The following is a 16,405-nucleotide window of genomic DNA, read 5'->3' as shown; positions in this document are numbered from 1 at the left end:
AGACCAACGCCCATCTGCTGCGCTATGATTCGGTGCATGGCAAGTTCCCGGCCACGGTAACGACGGGCGCCGATACCATCGACGTCGGCCGCGGACCGATGCGGGTGACGGCGCTGAAGAACCCCGCCGACCTGCCCTGGGGTGATGTGGACATCGTGCTGGAATGCACCGGCATCTTCACCTCCAAGGAGAAATGCCTGCCGCATCTGGAAAACGGCTCGAAGCGCGTGCTGATCAGCGCGCCCGGCGACGGGGCCGACAAGACCATCGTCTACGGCGTCAACGACAAGACGCTGACGAAGGATGACATCGTCGTCTCCAACGCCTCCTGCACCACCAACTGCCTGTCGCCCGTGGCCTATGTGCTGAACAACGCCATCGGGATCGAGAAGGGCATGATGACCACGATCCACAGCTATACCGGCGACCAGCCGACGCTGGACACGATGCACAAGGATCTGTACCGCGCCCGCGCTGCGGCGCTGTCGATGATCCCGACCTCCACCGGGGCCGCAAAGGCGGTGGGGCTGGTGCTGCCCGAACTGAAAGGCAAGCTCGACGGCTTCGCCATGCGGGTGCCGACGCCGAACGTCTCGGTCGTGGACCTGAAGTTCATCGCCAAGCGCGCGACCTCGGTCGAGGAGGTGAATGCCGCGATCAAGGCGGCGGCGGACGGGCCGCTGAAAGGCATCCTTGGCTATACCAACGAGAAGCTGGTGTCGTCGGACTTCAACCACGACCCGCATTCCTCCGTCTTCCACATGGACCAGACCAAGGTGATGGACGGGACCTTCGTGTCGATCCTGAGCTGGTATGACAACGAATGGGGTTTCTCCAATCGCATGGCTGATACGGCGGTCGCGATGGGCAAGCTGATCTGATCTTATTGAAAATTCAGGAAATTGGCGCCTTAGGGCGCCTTTTTTATTTTCCAAAGCCATGCAACCCCCGCATAGCCGCACCGCAGCATTGGTCGTTGTTGGCGCTAACGAAATCATTATGTTCTGGCCACGCGAGAAGGAAAAGCAGACCCCTCGCCGATGAGAAGGACGATGAAGATGACCTCTGTGTATGAAATGCTGAAGACCGCCGCCGCGAACTATGCGCTGTATCGCAAGACCCGCAGCGAGATTGCCAACCTGCCCGCCGACATCGCGCTGGACCTGGGGATCTACCCGGGCGACGCCGAGCGTCTTGCGCGCGAAGCCGTCTACGGCAAGGTGGCCTGAGCCAGGCAGTCACTGCCGGGCTGATGCGGGGGCCTTCGGGCCCCTTTTGCATGTCAGGCGTATTTGCCCGCCAGCGCGCCCACGACCGGGGCCGGGACGAATTTCGACACGTCGCCCCCCAGCCGGGCGATTTCCTTCACCAGTTTCGAGGCGATGGCCTGCCGCCGGGCATCGGCCATCATGAAGACCGTCTCGATGCTGGCATCCAGCGCCCGGTTCATCCCGACCATCTGGAATTCGTATTCGAAATCCGCCACCGCCCGCAGGCCGCGGATGATGATCCCGGCGCCCACGTCGCGCGCGCAGTCGATCAACAGGTTCTCGAACGGGTGGACGACGATCTCGCCCCCGGTCTTTGCAGTGATCGCCGCGCATTCGGCCTCGACCATTGCCACCCGCTCTTCCAGCGTGAAGAGCGGCCCCTTGTCGCGGTTGATCGCCACCCCGATCACCAGCCGGTCGACCAGCGCCATCGCGCGCTGGATGATGTCGGTATGACCAAGGGTGATCGGGTCGAAGGTCCCCGGATAAAGCCCGATGCGCATGGTGTCCTCCGCAGCCGCCCGACCCGCGCACGCAACAATATTGCGCGGCGGGGCGCAAGGGCTTTCTACCGGATCAGAAGCCCTTGATCATGCCTTCCAGCGCGTCCTTTTCCGCAGCCAGCTCCATCAGCCGGGCCTTGACCACGTCGCCGATGGAGATGAGGCCGATCATCTGCCCCTCCTCGATCACCGGCATGTGGCGGAAGCGGCCGTCGGTCATCCGGCCCAGCACCGCATCGGTGCCTTCCGTCCGGGTGCAGGAGACGATCTTCGCGGTCATCAGGGTTTCTACCTTGTCGCCCAGGCAGACGGAACCGCGTTTTCCCAACTCGCGCACGATGTCGCGCTCGGACACGATGCCCTTGGCCGTCTTGCCATCCGCCGAGACGATCACCGCCCCGATGCGCTTCGACGACAGAAGCTCGGCCACCGCCTGGACCGAAGTTCCGGGTGCCACCGTGATCACGCCGTGATCGCCCTTGGATGCGAGGATCTGCTGTACGAGCATGGGACGGCCCCTCCTCCTGACCGGAGGTCAAGGGTCGGGCCGGAAAGGGGATTCTGTCAAGCGCGGCTTTTCGTCCTGCCGAAGTACAGTTTCCAGCCGCGCCATCTCGGCCCGGGCCTCGCGGGTCAGCTGGTCGGCAAAGCGGTTCAGCCGGTCCAGCCGGGTGTCGCTTTCATGGCGGATAAGCCAGAAGCTGCGGGTAAGACTGATCTGGCCGGTCAGGATGCGGGTCAGTCCGGGGGCGGCGGGCAGCGCAAAATCATGCACCACGCCGACCCCTGCCCCGTGCCGCAGCCAGTTCAGCTGCACCGAGACCGAGTTGGAGGTCAGTGTCGCTGGCCCGATGCCGATCTCGGCCAGGTAGTCCAGTTCCTTGTCGAAGATCAGGTCGGGGATATAGCCGACGATCCGATGCGGGATCAGGTCCTGCGGGCTGTGGATCGCGGGAGCGCTGGCCAGATAGTCGCGGCTCGCGGCCAGATGCAGGCGGTAGTCGGTCAGCTTCTGCACGGTCAGCCGCCCGGCCTCGGGGCGGCTGACGGCTATCGCCATGTCCGCCTCGCGCTTGGACAGATTGAAGACGCGGGGCAGCGCCACGATCTGCACCTCCAGCCCCGGATTGGCATCGCAGATAGGCGCCAGAACCTGCGGCAGAAGGTAGTTCGCACAACCATCCGGGGCGCCGAGACGGATCAACCCGGTCAACCCGCCGGGCCCGGACAGGCTTTCCTCCGCCCCCAGCGCCGCGCGTTCGGCGGTTTCCGCATGCGGGATCAGCCGCGCGCCTTCTTCGGTCAGGGCATAGCCCTGCGGGGATTTGCTGAAGAGCCGGGCCTTCGTCGCCTCCTCCAGCCTTGCGATGCGGCGGCCCACCGTGGCCGGGTCGATCTTCAGTCGCTTGCCCGCCGCCGACAGGCTTTCCGTCCGCGCCACCGCAAGGAACACGCGCAGGTCGTCCCAGTCCAAGGCAAACTCCTCGTGCGCTTCGCTTCTCGTCGTAAGGCCCCGACGAGCGCCTGAAAGGCAACGAGGAGGCATGCAATCCTGCAAAATGCTTTTGGCACATTGCCGCTTTGTCTGGCGTTTGTGCAAGGATAAAAGGTTTGCAACCATAGGAGGGATTCTCATGCAAGAGATCGGACACTGGATCAACGGCAAGCAGGTCGCCGGGACTTCCGGCCGCTTCAGCGACATCTACAACCCCGCCACCGGCGAAGTGCAGTCCCGCGTCGCGCTGGCCACGCTGGGCGAGCTGGACCACGCGATCCAGGAGGCCGCGAAGGCGCAGGTGGGCTGGGCCGCGACCAACCCGCAGCGCCGCGCCCGGGTGATGATGGCCTTCGGCGCGCTGATCAACCAGAACATGGACAAGCTGGCCGAGATGGTCGCGCGCGAACATGGCAAGACCATTCCCGACGCCAAGGGCGACGTGCAGCGCGGCCTTGAGGTGATCGAGGTCTGCATGGGCGCCCCGGCGATGCTGAAGGGCGAGATGATGGACAGCGCCGGTCCGGGCATCGACCTTTACGCCATGCGGCAACCCCTTGGCGTCGTTGCCGGAATCACGCCGTTCAACTTCCCCGCCATGATCCCGCTGTGGAAGATCGGCCCGGCGATCTCCTCGGGCAATGCGATGATCCTGAAACCGTCGGAGCGGGTGCCCTCGACCTCGCTCTTCCTCGCGGAACTGCTGCAACAGGCGGGCCTGCCGGACGGCGTGTTGCAGGTGGTGAACGGCGACAAGGAGGTGGTGGACGGCATTCTCGACCATCCGGTGATCCAGGGCGTGGGCTTCGTCGGCTCCACCCCGATCGCGCAATACATCTATGGCCGGGCTGCCAGTAACGGCAAGCGCGCGCAATGCTTCGGCGGCGCGAAGAACCACATGATCATCATGCCCGACGCCGATCTCGACAAGGCGGCGGATGCGCTGGTGGGTGCAGGCTACGGCGCGGCGGGGGAACGTTGCATGGCGATCTCGGTCGCCGTTCCGGTCGGTGAAAAGACTGCCGACGCGCTGGTCGAGCGCCTGATCCCGCGGATCGAGAAGTTGAAGGTCGCCCCCTATACCGCCGGAAACGATGTGGATTTCGGCCCGCTGATCACCAAGCAAGCGCAGGAACGCGTCAAGGGTCTGATCACCTCCGGCGTGGACCAGGGTGCGAAGCTGGTGGTCGACGGCCGCGGGCTGAAGATCCAGGGCTATGAGAACGGCTTCTTCGTCGGCGCCACGCTCTTCGACCATGTCACGCCCGAGATGGACATCTACAAGCAGGAAATCTTCGGCCCGGTCCTCTCGACCGTGCGGATGCCCTCCTACGACGCCGCGCTGAAGCTGGTGATGGACAACGAATACGGCAACGGCACCGCGATCTATACCGCCGACGGCGACACCGCCCGCGACTTCGCCAGCCGGGTGAACGTGGGCATGGTCGGGATCAACTTCCCGATCCCGGTGCCGCTGTCCTACTTCTCGTTCGGCGGCTGGAAACGCTCGGCCTTCGGCGATCTGAACCAATACGGGCCGGATGCCTTCCGCTTCTACACCAAGACCAAGACCGTCACCGCGCGCTGGTTCAGCGGCATCAAGGATGGCGCCAGCCTGAACTTCAAGGCGCTGGATTGAACGACGGCCTCACCGGTCACGGTCCACCTCGATGAAAAGTCGAGCGCCGCGTGATTGCGGCGCTCGTGCAGCACAGCGACGATGGTCGGGCCTTCAGGTTCATTCACGTAGAAGATCAGATAGCCTTCAAAGCGCATCGACCGTAGCAACGGGTGAAGTGCAGGTCGCGGGCTGCCGAGATGAGGAAATTCGGCAAGCCGGAAAACCGACGCCCGCATCGCTGCCAGAAAGGCGTCGGTCCGGTCCTCGCCCCATTCCGCCACGCCCCAGGACTTTATCTGCTCAAGATCAGCAATGGCCCTTGCCCGGAACTGAATCGGCAAAAGGCTACCCGCGCTTCACGGAAAACAACTCGTCCAGATCGACGTCCACTACAGGTTCAGCCATCGCCTCTCCCAGTTCGCGCTTCAGGCGGTAGAAGGCGGTCGCCCCGTCCTCGTCCATCAGCTTGCGCATCCCGGCGCGCACGACCTCCGAGACATTGGCATAGGCGCCGGACCTGACCTGCCGTTCGGCATAGTCCTGCATCGCTTCGGTCAGTTGCACATTGGGCATGGCATCCTCATGGCTAACTTGGCCATCATAGGGCCATGATAGCCAGAAATCAACGGCCCGAGCAGCTACAGGCAGGTTGCCTATCCTATTCCGCCGCCACCCGCCGGGGCTTCAGCAAATCCTTCAGATAATGCCCGGTGTGGCTGGCTGCGACCTTGACCACATCCTCCGGCGTGCCGGTCGCCACGATCTCGCCGCCGCCGTCGCCGCCTTCGGGGCCGATGTCGATCACCCAGTCGGCGGTTTTCACCACGTCCAGATTGTGCTCGATCACCACCACCGTGTTGCCCTGTTCCACAAGGGAATGAAGCACTTCCAGAAGCTTCCTCACATCCTCGAAGTGGAGCCCGGTGGTCGGTTCATCAAGGATGTACAGCGTCCGCCCGGTCGCCCGGCGGCTGAGCTCCTTAGAGAGCTTCACCCGCTGCGCCTCGCCGCCCGAGAGCGTGGTCGCCTGCTGGCCGACCTTGATATAGCCCAGCCCCACCTCGACCAGAGCATCCATCTTCTCGCGGATCGCGGGGACCGCCTGGAAGAAGTCGCGCGCATCTTCGCATGTCATGTCAAGAACATCGGCGATGCTCTTGTTCTTGAACTTTATTTCCAGAGTCTCACGGTTGTAGCGATGGCCCTTGCAGGTCTCGCAGGTGACATAGACGTCGGGCAGGAAGTTCATCTCGATCTTCAATACGCCATCGCCCTGGCAGGCTTCACAGCGCCCACCCTTGACGTTGAAGCTGAACCGTCCGGGACCGTAGCCCCGCGCCTTCGATTCCGGCAGCCCCGCGAACCAGTCGCGGATGGGCGTGAAGGCCCCGGTATAGGTGGCCGGGTTTGACCGCGGGGTCCGGCCGATGGGCCGCTGGTCGATGTCGATCACCTTGTCCAGATGCTCGAACCCCTTGATCGTCTCGCAGGGCGCCGGCGTCTCATGTGCGCCGTTCAGGCGCATCGCGGCGGTCTTGTAGAGCGTCTCGATGGTCAGCGAGGACTTGCCGCCCCCCGACACCCCGGTCACGCAAACGAACTTGCCCAGCGGGAATTCGGCGGTGACGCTTTTCAGGTTGTTCCCCGTCGCGCCGACGACCACCAACTTCTTGCCGTTCCCCTTGCGCCGCACCTTCGGCACCGAAATCTCCCGCGTGCCGGAAAGATACTGGCCGGTCAGGCTGGCCGGGTCCGCCGCCACCTCGGCGGGCGTGCCGTGGCTCACCACCTGCCCGCCATGCACCCCGGCGCCCGGCCCCATGTCGAAGACATAATCCGCCTCGCGGATAGCATCCTCGTCATGCTCCACCACCAGCACGGTATTGCCCGCATCGCGCAGGTTCTTCAGCGTGGTCAGAAGCCGGTCGTTGTCGCGCTGGTGCAGGCCGATACTCGGCTCGTCCAGCACATAGAGCACGCCGGTCAAGCCCGACCCGATCTGCGACGCCAGCCTGATCCGCTGCGATTCCCCGCCAGAAAGCGTGCCCGCCGCCCGGCTCATCGTTAGGTAGTTCAGGCCGACATTGACAAGGAAACCAAGGCGTTCGCGGATTTCCTTCAGGATCGCGCGGGCGATCTCGTTCTGCTGCTTGGTCAAGGTCTCCGCCACGCCCTCCACCCAGGCGAAGGCCTCGGTGATCGACATCTGCACCACCTGGCCGATATGCAGGCCCGCGATCTTCACCGCCAGCGCCTCGGGCTTCAGGCGATAGCCGCCACAGGCCCCGCAGGCCCGGTTCGACTGGTAGCGCTCCATCTCCTCGCGGCTCCAGGCGCTGTCGGTCTCGCGGTAGCGGCGTTCCATGTTGGGGATGATGCCCTCATAGACCCGCTTCACCTGATAGACCCGACCGCCCTCGTCATAGCGAAACTCGATCTCCTCGCCGTTCGAGCCGCGCAGGAACAGCTCCTTCACGCTGTCGGGCAGGTCCTTCCACTTGGCCTTCAGGTTGAAGCCGTAGTGCTTGGACAAAGCCTCCATCGTCTGGGTCAGGTAAGGCGATTTCGACTTGGCCCAGGGCGCGATGGCGCCCTGCAACAGGGTCAGGTTCTGGTCTGGCACCACCAGCCGTTCGTCGAAGAAGAGCTCCATCCCCAGCCCGTCGCAGACCGGGCAGGCGCCGAAGGGCGCGTTGAAAGAGAAGAGCCTCGGCTCGATCTCGGCGATGGTGAAGCCGGAAACCGGGCAGGCGAATTTCTCGGAATAGGTGATGCGCTGGGGTTCTTCGCCCTCCTTCGCCTCGGCCAGTTCGATCACCGCGATCCCGTCAGCCAGGTTCAATGCGGTGCGGAAGCTGTCGGCCAGCCGCGTCTCGATCCCCTCGCGCACGACGATCCGGTCGACCACCACGTCGATGTTGTGGCGGAACTTCTTGTCCAGCGTCGGCGGCTCCTCCAGCTCATAGAAGGCACCATTGACCTTCACCCGCTGGAAGCCCTGCTTGCGCAGCTCCAGGAACTCCTTGCGATACTCGCCCTTGCGGTCACGAATGATCGGGGCCAGCAGATAGGCCCGCGTCCCCTCTTCCATCGCCATCACGGCGTCCACCATGTCCTGCACCTGCATCGCGGTGATCGGCAAGCCGGTCGCCGGGGAATAGGGCGTGCCGACCCGGGCGAACAAAAGGCGCAGGTAATCGTAGATCTCCGTCACCGTGCCGACGGTCGAGCGGGGGTTCTTCGAGGTGGTCTTCTGCTCGATGGAAATGGCGGGGGACAGGCCCGAGATATGATCCACATCCGGCTTGCCCATCATGTCGAGAAACTGCCGGGCATAGGCCGACAGGCTTTCGACATAGCGGCGCTGGCCTTCCGCATAGATCGTGTCGAAGGCCAGCGAGGACTTGCCCGAGCCCGACAGCCCGGTGATCACCACCAGCTGGTCGCGGGGGATCGCGACATCGACGCCCTTGAGGTTGTGCTCGCGCGCGCCGCGCACTTCGATGAACTTCTGTTCCGCCATGACCCGTCCTCGACCCAGCAGTCGCAGAGATAGGTTACTTCCGACGAGTCTCCAACCGGAAAATGTGAACGGACCATGAACGGTACTCACCAAATCAGCGGACTTTACTTTATCACCTTCAAAGTTATATAGGTATTCACGACAAACCGAGGTGCCCCATGTTTTCCATCTTCCGCTCTGCCCCCAAGCCCAGCATGACCGAAGTCGCCGAGCAGGTGGCTCAGGGCCGGATGCTGCTGATCGACGTCCGCGAGCTGGCCGAGGCCAGGGCGTCGGGCGTGGCCCAGGGGGCGAGGCTGATCCCGCTGTCGCTGCTGCCGCTGAAATGCGACCCGCGCCAACCGGGATGCGAATTGCCGCAGGGGCTGCCGGTGGCGGTCTACTGCGCCTCGGGCGGGCGGTCGGGGATGGCGGCCGAGACGCTGACCCGGATGGGCTATGGGCCGGTGGTCAACCTTGGCGGCCTGCGCGACTGGGCGGCAGGCGGCGGCGCGGTGGTGGCGCTGTAAACTCAGGCCAGACGCTGCCGCCGGGCCTTCTGCACCGCGTGGATGGCGATCCCCGCGCAGCAGAGGGTGACGGCGGCAAGGCCCAGGCCCGCAGGCCCGGCACTGGCGAGAAGCGCGGCAAGCACCGGCGTGCCGGTGGTCGTCCCGAGGTTGCCGAGTTGCGCCACCGCCCCGGCGGCGCGGGCGCGATCTTCCGGCGTGGCGTTCAGCTCGGGGATCGAGGCGAAGCTGGCGCCCTGGACGATCCCCAGCGCGGCGGAAAGCAGGAACCCGCCCGCCACCATCCCGGCCCCCTGCCCCCAGAACACCCACAGAAGCAGGAAGCCCGGGATGGCGGCGGCGTAGCCGTACTGGACCAGGCGGACGGCGGACATCCGGCCGAGGAGCCTCACCCCCAGGGTCAGCGACACGGCGATGGAGACGAGCGGCATCCCGGCGGCGATGAGCGCGCGGTGGGTCTCGGGGGTTTCCGGCGGAAGAAGCGTCAGGATGGCGACATAGAGGAAGGTGTAGCAGCAGAACCCCATCGCCGGGGCAGAGAGGCGGGGCGAGAGGTAGATCTCGGCGTGCTGGGCGAGAAGGTTGCCAAGCGGGAGGTGATCATGGCGCGGGTCCGGCGGCAGGGTCAGGGCCAGGATCGCGGCGAGGGCGGCCATATAGGCGGCGTGGCCGAGGAAAAGGGTAGTGGGGGTGACGTGGGGGCCGACCAGGGCGAGGATGGCGTAGGTCACACCGAAGAACGACGACCAGAGGGTCATGGCGAGGGGGCGACGGTGCTCCGGGGCCAGCGCGGCGATCATCGTTGGGCCGACGACGACGATGGCAAGGTGGCTCGCGCCCTCGACGATGCGGGAGGCGAGCATCAGGGGATAGGCGGGCATCAGGGACTGGAGGGCGGACATGGCGGCCCCGGCGGCCAGCGCGGCCAGAATGGCGCGACGGGGGCCGATGCGGGCAACCAGAAGGCCCGCCGTGGTGCCGAAGATCAGGCCGACCATGCCGACGATGGAGACGACGAGGCCGAGGGCGACCTCGCCATTCCCGCCGTAGCTGGCGCGGAGGGTTTCGTAGAGGATCGAGATCTTGCCGAACTGGGCCGCGGCGCCGAGGCCGGCGGCCCATAAAAGAACGACAAGAACCATCGGAGGAGGCTTGCGCATGGCGCTTCGTATCCTCTGCTTGCCCAGGTTTCCAGCGCCATTCCCGGCGATGCGCATCAGAAAGGCCCATGGCCGGGCAATGCAAAATCCGTCAAACTTGCGCCACATTGGTCGGCAATCGCTGCATCGGGCATCCGTGCCGCAGGATCGGATCTCGATCATGTGCGCAATCAGACAGGACCGACGGCCGATGGATTTGTTCGACACAATCAACGATTTCATCCGGACACTGCGCGAGCCAGCGTTCTATCTCATCTGCACCATCTTCTCGCTGATCCTCTATTTCGGCTTCCGCAAGACCGACGAACTTAGCCGCCACGCCTTTCAGAACACTGCAACCACCTTTGTCGTTCATGTCATGAACATGACAGTCAGCTTGTTTTTCCACCAGGAAATCAATGGCTTTGCCCAGCGTATCTACAGCGCACTCCACATCCCGACCCTTCCCGCCGATTTCTGGGCCGGGCCGGCGGTCTGGATCGGCTTCCTGCTGGTCATAGTAGGGCGCGATTTCTGCGACTACTTCCTGCACCGCGCCATGCATACACGCTGGGGCTGGCCCGCCCATGCGGCGCATCACACCGACACGCATGTGAACGGCTTCACCACCTTCCGCATCCACTTTTTGGAAAGCACGGCGATGCAGATCACCTATCTGTTCCTGCTGACCTGGATGCAACTACCGCAGTTGATCCCGATCCTCGCGCTCTTGCGGCTTATGCACAATTTCTATGTGCATCTCGATCTCGATTGGACGCACGGGCCTTTCAAATATGTGCTGGCTTCGCCCGCCTTCCATCGTTGGCATCATGCCGATGTGAAGGAAGCCCAAGGCAAGAATCTCGCCACCATGATCCCGCTCTTCGATCTCGCCTTCGGCACCTATTATGATCCCGGCCCTTGCCATGCTCCAATGGGAGCGCTCAGTTCGGGCCTCAGTGACAAGAACCCGATCCTGATCTGGATTTATCCCTTCCAGCAATGGGGACGCCTGGTAGCAAGGTCCGCCAGGAAACTGGCCAGGGATCTTGGCGGCGGGTCGGGTTTAGGCATGTCCTATCGAAGCCAGCCGTCTTCGGAACGTCAGCCCGCCGCCGTGCGAATGGTCCGGGAGGACTAGTAGCGCTGCCCCATCGCCCAGGTGACGACGGGGAAGTCCGGGTCATTGGTCAGGTCGTCGCCCTCGCGGTATTCCGGTGGCCAGGGAAGTTCCAGGTTGCGGGCGGCGACATGGCGGTTGCCCCATTGATGCGCCTGCACCCGGTCCGGGTCGAAGCCCGCCTCGACCAGCAGGTTCGCCAGCCCCCGCGCCGACCAGCGCGAGCAGTCGACCGGGACGGCGTGGTAGGGCATGAAGAACGGCACGGCGAGCCAGAACCAGCCGCCGGGGCGCAGCATCCGCCAGATATTGCGGGTGGCGGCATGGGGGCGGTCGACATGCTCCCACACCTGATTGGCGAGGATCAGGTCGAAGCGCACCACCTTTCCGGCCTCGTCCAGCAGCGGCCCGAGGCAGGGGTCGAACTTGCGGAACTGCAGGCTGCGGTAGCTGCGGAACGGGAAGCCTTCACCCCATTTGCCCGAGAGTTCGGCAACGTCCAGCCGCTCCGGCCCGAGACCCGTGATCCAGTCCCGGCTGGCCTTCTGCATCACGATCCGGTTCAGCCCCGCATCAGATGTGGAGTGCGCGTCCGTAGGCATCGAGCACGGCTTCGTGCATCATCTCGGACAGCGTCGGATGCGGGAAGACGGTGTTCATCAGGTCTTCCTCGGTCGTCTCCAGCGTGCGGCCGATGACATAGCCCTGGATCAGCTCGGTCACTTCCGCGCCGATCATATGGGCGCCCAGAAGCTCACCCGTCTTCGCATCGAAGACGGTCTTGATCATGCCCTCGGGTTCCCCCAGCGCTATGGCCTTGCCGTTGCCGATGAAGGGGAAATGGCCGACCTTGATCTCAAAGCCTGCCTCTTTCGCCTTGGCCTCGCTCAGGCCCACGCTGGCGACCTGCGGCTGGCAATAGGTGCAGCCCGCGATGGAGTTCGGCTTGATCGGGTGCGGGTGTTTCCCGGCGATCAGTTCCGCCACCATCACGCCCTCATGGCTGGCCTTGTGGGCAAGCCAGGGCGCCCCCGCGATGTCGCCGATGGCATAGAGGCCATCGACCCCGGTGCGGCAGAATTCGTCGGTCACCACATGGGTCCGGTCGATCTTCACGCCGAGCGCTTCCAGCCCGAGGTTTTCCACGTTGCCGACGATGCCGACGGCAGAGATCACCGTGTCGAAGCCCTGCGTCGTGACCTTGCCGTCCTGCTCGATATGGGCGGTGACGCCCTGCCCGGGCTTGCGGTCCAGCTTCTTGACCGCGGCCTTTTCCAGGATCTTCATCCCCTGCTTGATGAAAGCCTTTTTCGCGAAGGCGCTGATTTCAGCGTCTTCCACCGGAAGGATGCGGTCCATCACCTCGACGACGGTGGTTTCGGCACCGAGCGTGTTGAAGAAGCTGGCAAATTCGATGCCGATGGCGCCGGAGCCGATCACCAGCAGTTTCTTCGGCATCCGGGACGCGACCAGCGCGTGCTTGTAGGACCAGACCAGATCGCCATCCGCCTCCAGCCCCGGAAGTTCGCGTGCCCGCGCGCCGGTGGCGAGGATGATCGACTTCGCCGTCAGCTCCTCGGTGCCCTTGTCGGTCTTGACCGAGACGACGCCCTGCTTCGGCAGCGTCGCCGTGCCCATGAAGACGGTCACCTTGTTCTTCTTCATCAGATGGCCGATGCCGCCGGACAGCTGCTTCGCCACCCCGCGCGACCGGGCGACGACGGCAGGGAGGTCATAGCCGATGCCATCAGCCTTCAGCCCGAAGTCCTTGGCGCGATGCATCAGGTGGAACACCTCGGCACTGCGCAGCAGCGCCTTGGTCGGGATGCAGCCCCAGTTCAGGCAGATGCCGCCCAGATGCTCACGTTCGACGATGGCGACCTTCAGGCCAAGCTGGCTGGCGCGGATGGCGGCGACATAGCCCCCCGGTCCGGCACCGATCACGATAACGTCGAAGCTTTGGGCAGCCATCTTTCCCTCCTCCAGAAAAAGTAGTTTGCCATTAAACTATCTCAAAAATCCAAGCAACATTGGCAGTGCCATGGGCCTATGCGCCGGATGCATGGCTTTTCAGCCGGTTCACCACCGCCATGTAGCCACCTTCGTCGAGATAGGCCCGCTCTTCCGGGCTGCTGGTCCGGCCGAGGGCGTCATTGCGGGTGGGGAAGCGGCCGTAGCGGGCGATGATCTCTTGGTGCGCGCGGGCGTGCAGCGCCATCTCGGGATCGGAGGCCATCCGTTCGGTCAAGAACTTCACCGCAAGCTTCTGGTCCTCCGGGTCCTCGGAATGCTCAAAGGGCATGTAGAAGAACTGGCGTTCGGGCTCGGGGGCGTTCAGGTCCCAGCCTTCGGCCAGCGCCTTGCGCGCAGCGGCGCGGGCCTGCGGGTCGGTGGCGAAGGCCAGCGCGGTGCCGCGATGGATGTTGCGGGGGATCTGGTCTGTCAGGATCAGGTAGGCCAGCGTGCCGACGGTGCCGTCCACCCAATGGTCGAGACCCCCGTCCCGCGCGGATTGCCAGAGGTCGCCGAAACGGTCGCGGCAGAGGGTGTCGATCTCGTCGCCTCCAGCATACCAGCCCTTCGGGCCGATCTCGTGCAGCCAGAATTCCAGAACCTCGATCGGATCCGACATCGGCGTCTCCCCTCCGTTTCCTGCAGACTGGCAGGCGGGGCGGGGCGGCGCAACCTCAGGCTTTGCCCTCGGGCGGGTTTTCCGCCGGGGTCGCAGGGGCCGGATGCTGGATCATCAGCGCCTCGGCCGCCTGGGCCGCCGCGGCCGGGCTTTCCGGCGAGGGGCCGATCTCGGCCGCGGCGCCCATCACCGCGGTCGCGGCCACGGTCGAGGCGGTCGGCGTCACGATCACATAGGCATCGGTGACCGAGGGCGCCTGCCGCCGGGTCATCCGCCAGCCGATATAACCCGCCTGCGCCGCATAGAGCAGGCCGATGAACAGGAAGAAGCCATGCGGCCCCACCCGTCCCATCAGCCAGCCCGTCACCAGCGGGCCGAAGATCGCGCCGAAACCGTTCAGGAAGATCAGCCCGGCCGAGGCGGAGGCCATCTGCTCACGCGAGAGATAGTCGTTGGTATAGGCGATGATCAGCGAATACATCGGATAGGTGATCCCGCCCAGGATCGCCGCCACCGCCAGCAGCGCGGGGAACGGCAGGTTGACCACCGTTGCCACCGCCATCACCGCCGCTGCCGCCACCGCGAGCCACAGCATGATCTTGCGCCGGTCCATCCGGTCGGAGAGGCGCCCGATCGGGTATTGCAGCACCAGCCCGCCGACATAGAGAAAGGTGGTGAAAAGCGCGATCTGCGTGAGCGAGAGAAGGCTGAGCGTCCCCCAGACCGAGGCCATGCCGAACATGGCCGAGAACACGCCGCCCGAAATCAGCATCGACACGCAGCCCACCGGCGAGATGCGGAACAGTTCGCGGAAGCCCAACCTTTGCGCGCTGTCGAAGGTGGGGGCGGGGCTGTCGGCCAGGAGGATCGGCAGGAAGGCCAGCGAGACGAGGACCGAGGGGATCAGGAACAGCTCGTAGCCGAAGGGGTCGCCGAAGGTGAGCAAAAGCTGGCTGGCGACGATGCCCAGCATCTGCACGATCATGTAGAGCGACAGCGCCTGGCCGCGCGTCTCGTTGGTGGCGGTGTTGTTCAGCCAGCTTTCGGCGGTGATGTAGATGCCGGCGAAGCCGAAGCCGATGATGACGCGCATGGCGGCCCAGGCCTGCCATTCGACCAGCATCGGATACAGCACCAGCACCGCCGAGATAACCGAGCCCAGGGCTGCGAAGACCCGCACATGGCCCACGTTGCGGATCATCGCGGGGGCGAGGCGCGAGCCGATCAGGAAGCCGAGGAAATAGGCCGACATCACCACCGACAGCTGGAAGGTGGAGAAGCTTTCCAGCGTGCCGCGGATGCCGAGCAGTGTGCCCTGCACCCCGTTGCCCACCATCAGGAGCATCACGCCGGTCAGAAGCGGCCAGGAATGGGCGAGGACACGCAGCATGGGGGGCCTTTCAGGGAATCAGGAGCGAGGCATCGCCGTAGGAGAAGAAACGATACTCATGGCGCAGCGCATGTTGGTAGATGCGATCGATCCGCGCCTTGCCCATGAGTGCCGAGACAAGCATCAGAAGCGTCGAGCGCGGCAGGTGGAAGTTGGTCATCAGCGCGTCGGTCACGCGGAAGCGGTAGCCGGGGTAGATGAAGATGTCTGTCTCCGCTTCGAACGGATGCAGGATGCCGCTTTCGTCCGCAGCGCTTTCGATCAGCCGCAGGGCGGTGGTGCCGACGGGGATCACCCGGCCCCCTGCCCGCTTGGTGGCATTGATCTCACCCGCCGCCGCCGCCGTGACGCGGCCCCATTCGGCATGCATCCGGTGGGTGGTCACATCCTCGACCTTCACCGGCAGGAAGGTGCCCGCGCCGACATGCAGGGTGACTTCGGTGAACTCGACCCCCTTGGCGGCCAGCGCCTTCAGCAGGTCCTCGTCGAAGTGAAGGCTGGCCGTGGGGGCTGCCACCGCGCCGGAGTGACGGGCGAAGACGGTCTGGTAATCGGTGCGGTCCTGATCATCCGCCGCGCGCTTCGCAGCGATATAGGGCGGAAGCGGCATCACCCCGGCCTCGGCCAAAGCGGCGTCGAAATCGGCGCCGGTCAGATCGAATGTGAGCAGAAGGTCGGTTTCGGTTTTCGCCGCCACGGTCGCGGCGAGGCGGTCGGAGAAGCGGATCACCTCGCCCGCCTGCAGCTTGCGCAGGGGCTTTGCCAGCGCACGCCAGCCGGTCGGGCCGGGCTCCAGCAGCGTAATCTCGATCTTCGCCACGGCGTCCCCGCGGCGCCGGGTGCCGAACAGCCGCGCGGGCAGGACGCGGGTGTTGTTCAGGACCAGCCGGTCGCCGGGGCGCAGGATGTCGACCAGATCGCTCACCTGGCGGTCGCTGATCGTATCGCCTTCGGCCAGGAGCAACCGGGCCGAGGGGCGCGGACGCGCGGGCCGGGTGGCGATCAGCGCCTCGGGCAGGTCGAAGTCGAAATCGGAGAGCTTCATCCCCCGCCCCCCTGGGCGTCCTTCAGGTTGGGCGGGCGCTGGCGGAACAGCTCGCGGAACATGCCGGGGGTCAGCACCGACAGCGGGTTCACCGACACGTTGGGCGCGTCGGTGGTGCCGGTCAGCCGGTAGTTGAAACCGAAAAGCCCCTCGCCCT

Annotated in this window: 17 protein-coding genes; 5 read left to right on the top strand and 12 right to left on the bottom strand. The window is 64.8% G+C overall.

Going from position 1 to position 16,405, the window contains the following annotated elements; translation table 11 throughout:
* On the top strand, positions 1-881 hold an 881-nt coding region (gene gap / locus V7Q39_RS12110; RefSeq protein WP_333816840.1), incomplete at its 5' end, for a type I glyceraldehyde-3-phosphate dehydrogenase.
* A 171-nt stretch (positions 882-1,052) separates the two neighbouring features.
* Positions 1,053-1,229 (top strand): hypothetical protein, encoded by a 177-nt coding sequence (locus V7Q39_RS12105; RefSeq protein WP_333816839.1) that lies wholly within the window; start codon positions 1,053-1,055, stop codon positions 1,227-1,229.
* A 53-nt stretch (positions 1,230-1,282) separates the two neighbouring features.
* Here V7Q39_RS12105 and coaD read toward each other — a convergent pair whose 3' ends face one another.
* The 3 genes from coaD to V7Q39_RS12090 form a co-directional block, all read right to left on the bottom strand.
* The gene (coaD, locus tag V7Q39_RS12100) at positions 1,283-1,774 is read right to left on the bottom strand and encodes a pantetheine-phosphate adenylyltransferase (RefSeq protein WP_333816838.1); all 492 of its coding nucleotides are present in this window, start codon (positions 1,772-1,774) and stop codon (positions 1,283-1,285) included.
* A gap of 73 nt (positions 1,775-1,847) precedes the next feature.
* On the bottom strand, positions 1,848-2,282 hold the full coding sequence (locus V7Q39_RS12095; protein WP_333816837.1) for a CBS domain-containing protein: 435 nt from the start codon (positions 2,280-2,282) through the stop codon (positions 1,848-1,850).
* Positions 2,283-2,309: 27 nt separating this feature from the next.
* Entirely contained in the window at positions 2,310-3,248 is a 939-nt protein-coding gene (locus V7Q39_RS12090; protein ID WP_333816836.1) for a LysR family transcriptional regulator, read from the bottom strand.
* Between the two features lie 160 nt (positions 3,249-3,408).
* Between V7Q39_RS12090 and V7Q39_RS12085 the strand changes: the two genes are divergently transcribed.
* Entirely contained in the window at positions 3,409-4,908 is a 1,500-nt protein-coding gene (locus tag V7Q39_RS12085) for a CoA-acylating methylmalonate-semialdehyde dehydrogenase (protein WP_333816835.1), read from the top strand.
* Here the strand turns inward: V7Q39_RS12085 and V7Q39_RS12080 are convergent.
* The 3 genes from V7Q39_RS12080 to uvrA all read right to left on the bottom strand — a co-directional run bounded on the left by V7Q39_RS12080 (position 4,824) and on the right by uvrA (position 8,413).
* Positions 4,824-5,231: a type II toxin-antitoxin system RelE/ParE family toxin gene (locus V7Q39_RS12080; protein ID WP_333816834.1), complete on the bottom strand. Its 408-nt coding sequence runs from the start codon at positions 5,229-5,231 to the stop codon at positions 4,824-4,826. The two genes, V7Q39_RS12085 and V7Q39_RS12080, sit on opposite strands and share 85 nt — an antisense overlap.
* A gap of 4 nt (positions 5,232-5,235) precedes the next feature.
* Positions 5,236-5,463, bottom strand: a complete 228-nt coding sequence (locus V7Q39_RS12075; RefSeq protein WP_333816833.1) for a type II toxin-antitoxin system ParD family antitoxin — start codon at positions 5,461-5,463, stop codon at positions 5,236-5,238.
* Between the two features lie 85 nt (positions 5,464-5,548).
* Complete coding sequence (gene uvrA, locus V7Q39_RS12070; RefSeq protein WP_333816832.1) at positions 5,549-8,413, bottom strand: excinuclease ABC subunit UvrA; 2,865 nt, start codon at positions 8,411-8,413, stop codon at positions 5,549-5,551.
* Positions 8,414-8,607: 194 nt separating this feature from the next.
* Here uvrA and V7Q39_RS12065 point away from each other — a divergent pair, with 194 nt between their 5' ends.
* Positions 8,608-8,922 carry a rhodanese-like domain-containing protein gene (locus V7Q39_RS12065; protein WP_333816831.1) on the top strand — a complete coding sequence of 105 codons (315 nt, stop codon included), beginning with the start codon at positions 8,608-8,610 and terminating at the stop codon, positions 8,920-8,922.
* Positions 8,923-8,924: 2 nt separating this feature from the next.
* Here V7Q39_RS12065 and V7Q39_RS12060 read toward each other — a convergent pair whose 3' ends face one another.
* Positions 8,925-10,064 carry an MFS transporter gene (locus V7Q39_RS12060; RefSeq protein WP_333816830.1) on the bottom strand — a complete coding sequence of 380 codons (1,140 nt, stop codon included), beginning with the start codon at positions 10,062-10,064 and terminating at the stop codon, positions 8,925-8,927.
* A gap of 16 nt (positions 10,065-10,080) precedes the next feature.
* Between V7Q39_RS12060 and V7Q39_RS12055 the strand changes: the two genes are divergently transcribed.
* Positions 10,081-11,202 carry a sterol desaturase family protein gene (locus tag V7Q39_RS12055; protein ID WP_333816829.1) on the top strand — a complete coding sequence of 374 codons (1,122 nt, stop codon included), beginning with the start codon at positions 10,081-10,083 and terminating at the stop codon, positions 11,200-11,202.
* Here V7Q39_RS12055 and V7Q39_RS12050 read toward each other — a convergent pair.
* The 5 genes from V7Q39_RS12050 to queA all read right to left on the bottom strand — a co-directional run bounded on the left by V7Q39_RS12050 (position 11,199) and on the right by queA (position 16,248).
* A complete protein-coding gene (locus V7Q39_RS12050; RefSeq protein WP_333816828.1) occupies positions 11,199-11,783 on the bottom strand; it encodes a methyltransferase domain-containing protein in 585 nt (194 codons plus the stop codon). The genes V7Q39_RS12055 and V7Q39_RS12050 overlap by 4 nt on opposite strands.
* Positions 11,755-13,152 carry a dihydrolipoyl dehydrogenase gene (lpdA, locus tag V7Q39_RS12045; protein WP_333816827.1) on the bottom strand — a complete coding sequence of 466 codons (1,398 nt, stop codon included), beginning with the start codon at positions 13,150-13,152 and terminating at the stop codon, positions 11,755-11,757. Before lpdA ends, V7Q39_RS12050 begins: the two co-directional genes overlap by 29 nt.
* A 76-nt stretch (positions 13,153-13,228) precedes the next feature.
* Positions 13,229-13,813, bottom strand: a complete 585-nt coding sequence (locus V7Q39_RS12040) for a DUF924 family protein (RefSeq protein ID WP_333816826.1) — start codon at positions 13,811-13,813, stop codon at positions 13,229-13,231.
* A gap of 55 nt (positions 13,814-13,868) precedes the next feature.
* Complete coding sequence (locus V7Q39_RS12035) at positions 13,869-15,203, bottom strand: MFS transporter (RefSeq protein WP_333816825.1); 1,335 nt, start codon at positions 15,201-15,203, stop codon at positions 13,869-13,871.
* A 10-nt stretch (positions 15,204-15,213) separates the two neighbouring features.
* Complete coding sequence (gene queA, locus V7Q39_RS12030; protein ID WP_333816824.1) at positions 15,214-16,248, bottom strand: tRNA preQ1(34) S-adenosylmethionine ribosyltransferase-isomerase QueA; 1,035 nt, start codon at positions 16,246-16,248, stop codon at positions 15,214-15,216.
* Between the last annotated feature and the right edge of the window lie 157 nt (positions 16,249-16,405).

This window comes from Tabrizicola sp. (genome assembly GCF_036781545.1).
In the GTDB taxonomy this organism is placed as follows: domain Bacteria; phylum Pseudomonadota; class Alphaproteobacteria; order Rhodobacterales; family Rhodobacteraceae; genus Tabrizicola.
The sequence above is the reverse complement of the archived record's forward strand: the minus strand, read 5'-3'. Positions and strand labels throughout refer to the sequence as shown.

Bases quoted from the DNA above. Each gene is read 5' to 3' on its own strand.
- V7Q39_RS12105 (WP_333816839.1), top strand. From the start codon at position 1,053: ATGAAGATGACCTCTGTGTATGAAATGCTGAAGACCGCCGCCGCGAAC.
- coaD (WP_333816838.1), bottom strand. From the start codon at position 1,774: ATGCGCATCGGGCTTTATCCGGGGACCTTCGACCCGATCACCCTTGGT.
- V7Q39_RS12095 (WP_333816837.1), bottom strand. From the start codon at position 2,282: ATGCTCGTACAGCAGATCCTCGCATCCAAGGGCGATCACGGCGTGATC.
- V7Q39_RS12085 (WP_333816835.1), top strand. From the start codon at position 3,409: ATGCAAGAGATCGGACACTGGATCAACGGCAAGCAGGTCGCCGGGACT.
- V7Q39_RS12075 (WP_333816833.1), bottom strand. From the start codon at position 5,463: ATGCCCAATGTGCAACTGACCGAAGCGATGCAGGACTATGCCGAACGG.
- uvrA (WP_333816832.1), bottom strand. From the start codon at position 8,413: ATGGCGGAACAGAAGTTCATCGAAGTGCGCGGCGCGCGCGAGCACAAC.
- V7Q39_RS12065 (WP_333816831.1), top strand. From the start codon at position 8,608: ATGACCGAAGTCGCCGAGCAGGTGGCTCAGGGCCGGATGCTGCTGATC.
- V7Q39_RS12060 (WP_333816830.1), bottom strand. From the start codon at position 10,064: ATGGTTCTTGTCGTTCTTTTATGGGCCGCCGGCCTCGGCGCCGCGGCC.
- V7Q39_RS12055 (WP_333816829.1), top strand. From the start codon at position 10,081: ATGGCGCTTCGTATCCTCTGCTTGCCCAGGTTTCCAGCGCCATTCCCG.
- V7Q39_RS12050 (WP_333816828.1), bottom strand. From the start codon at position 11,783: ATGCCTACGGACGCGCACTCCACATCTGATGCGGGGCTGAACCGGATC.
- lpdA (WP_333816827.1), bottom strand. From the start codon at position 13,152: ATGGCTGCCCAAAGCTTCGACGTTATCGTGATCGGTGCCGGACCGGGG.
- V7Q39_RS12040 (WP_333816826.1), bottom strand. From the start codon at position 13,813: ATGTCGGATCCGATCGAGGTTCTGGAATTCTGGCTGCACGAGATCGGC.
- V7Q39_RS12035 (WP_333816825.1), bottom strand. From the start codon at position 15,203: ATGCTGCGTGTCCTCGCCCATTCCTGGCCGCTTCTGACCGGCGTGATG.
- queA (WP_333816824.1), bottom strand. From the start codon at position 16,248: ATGAAGCTCTCCGATTTCGACTTCGACCTGCCCGAGGCGCTGATCGCC.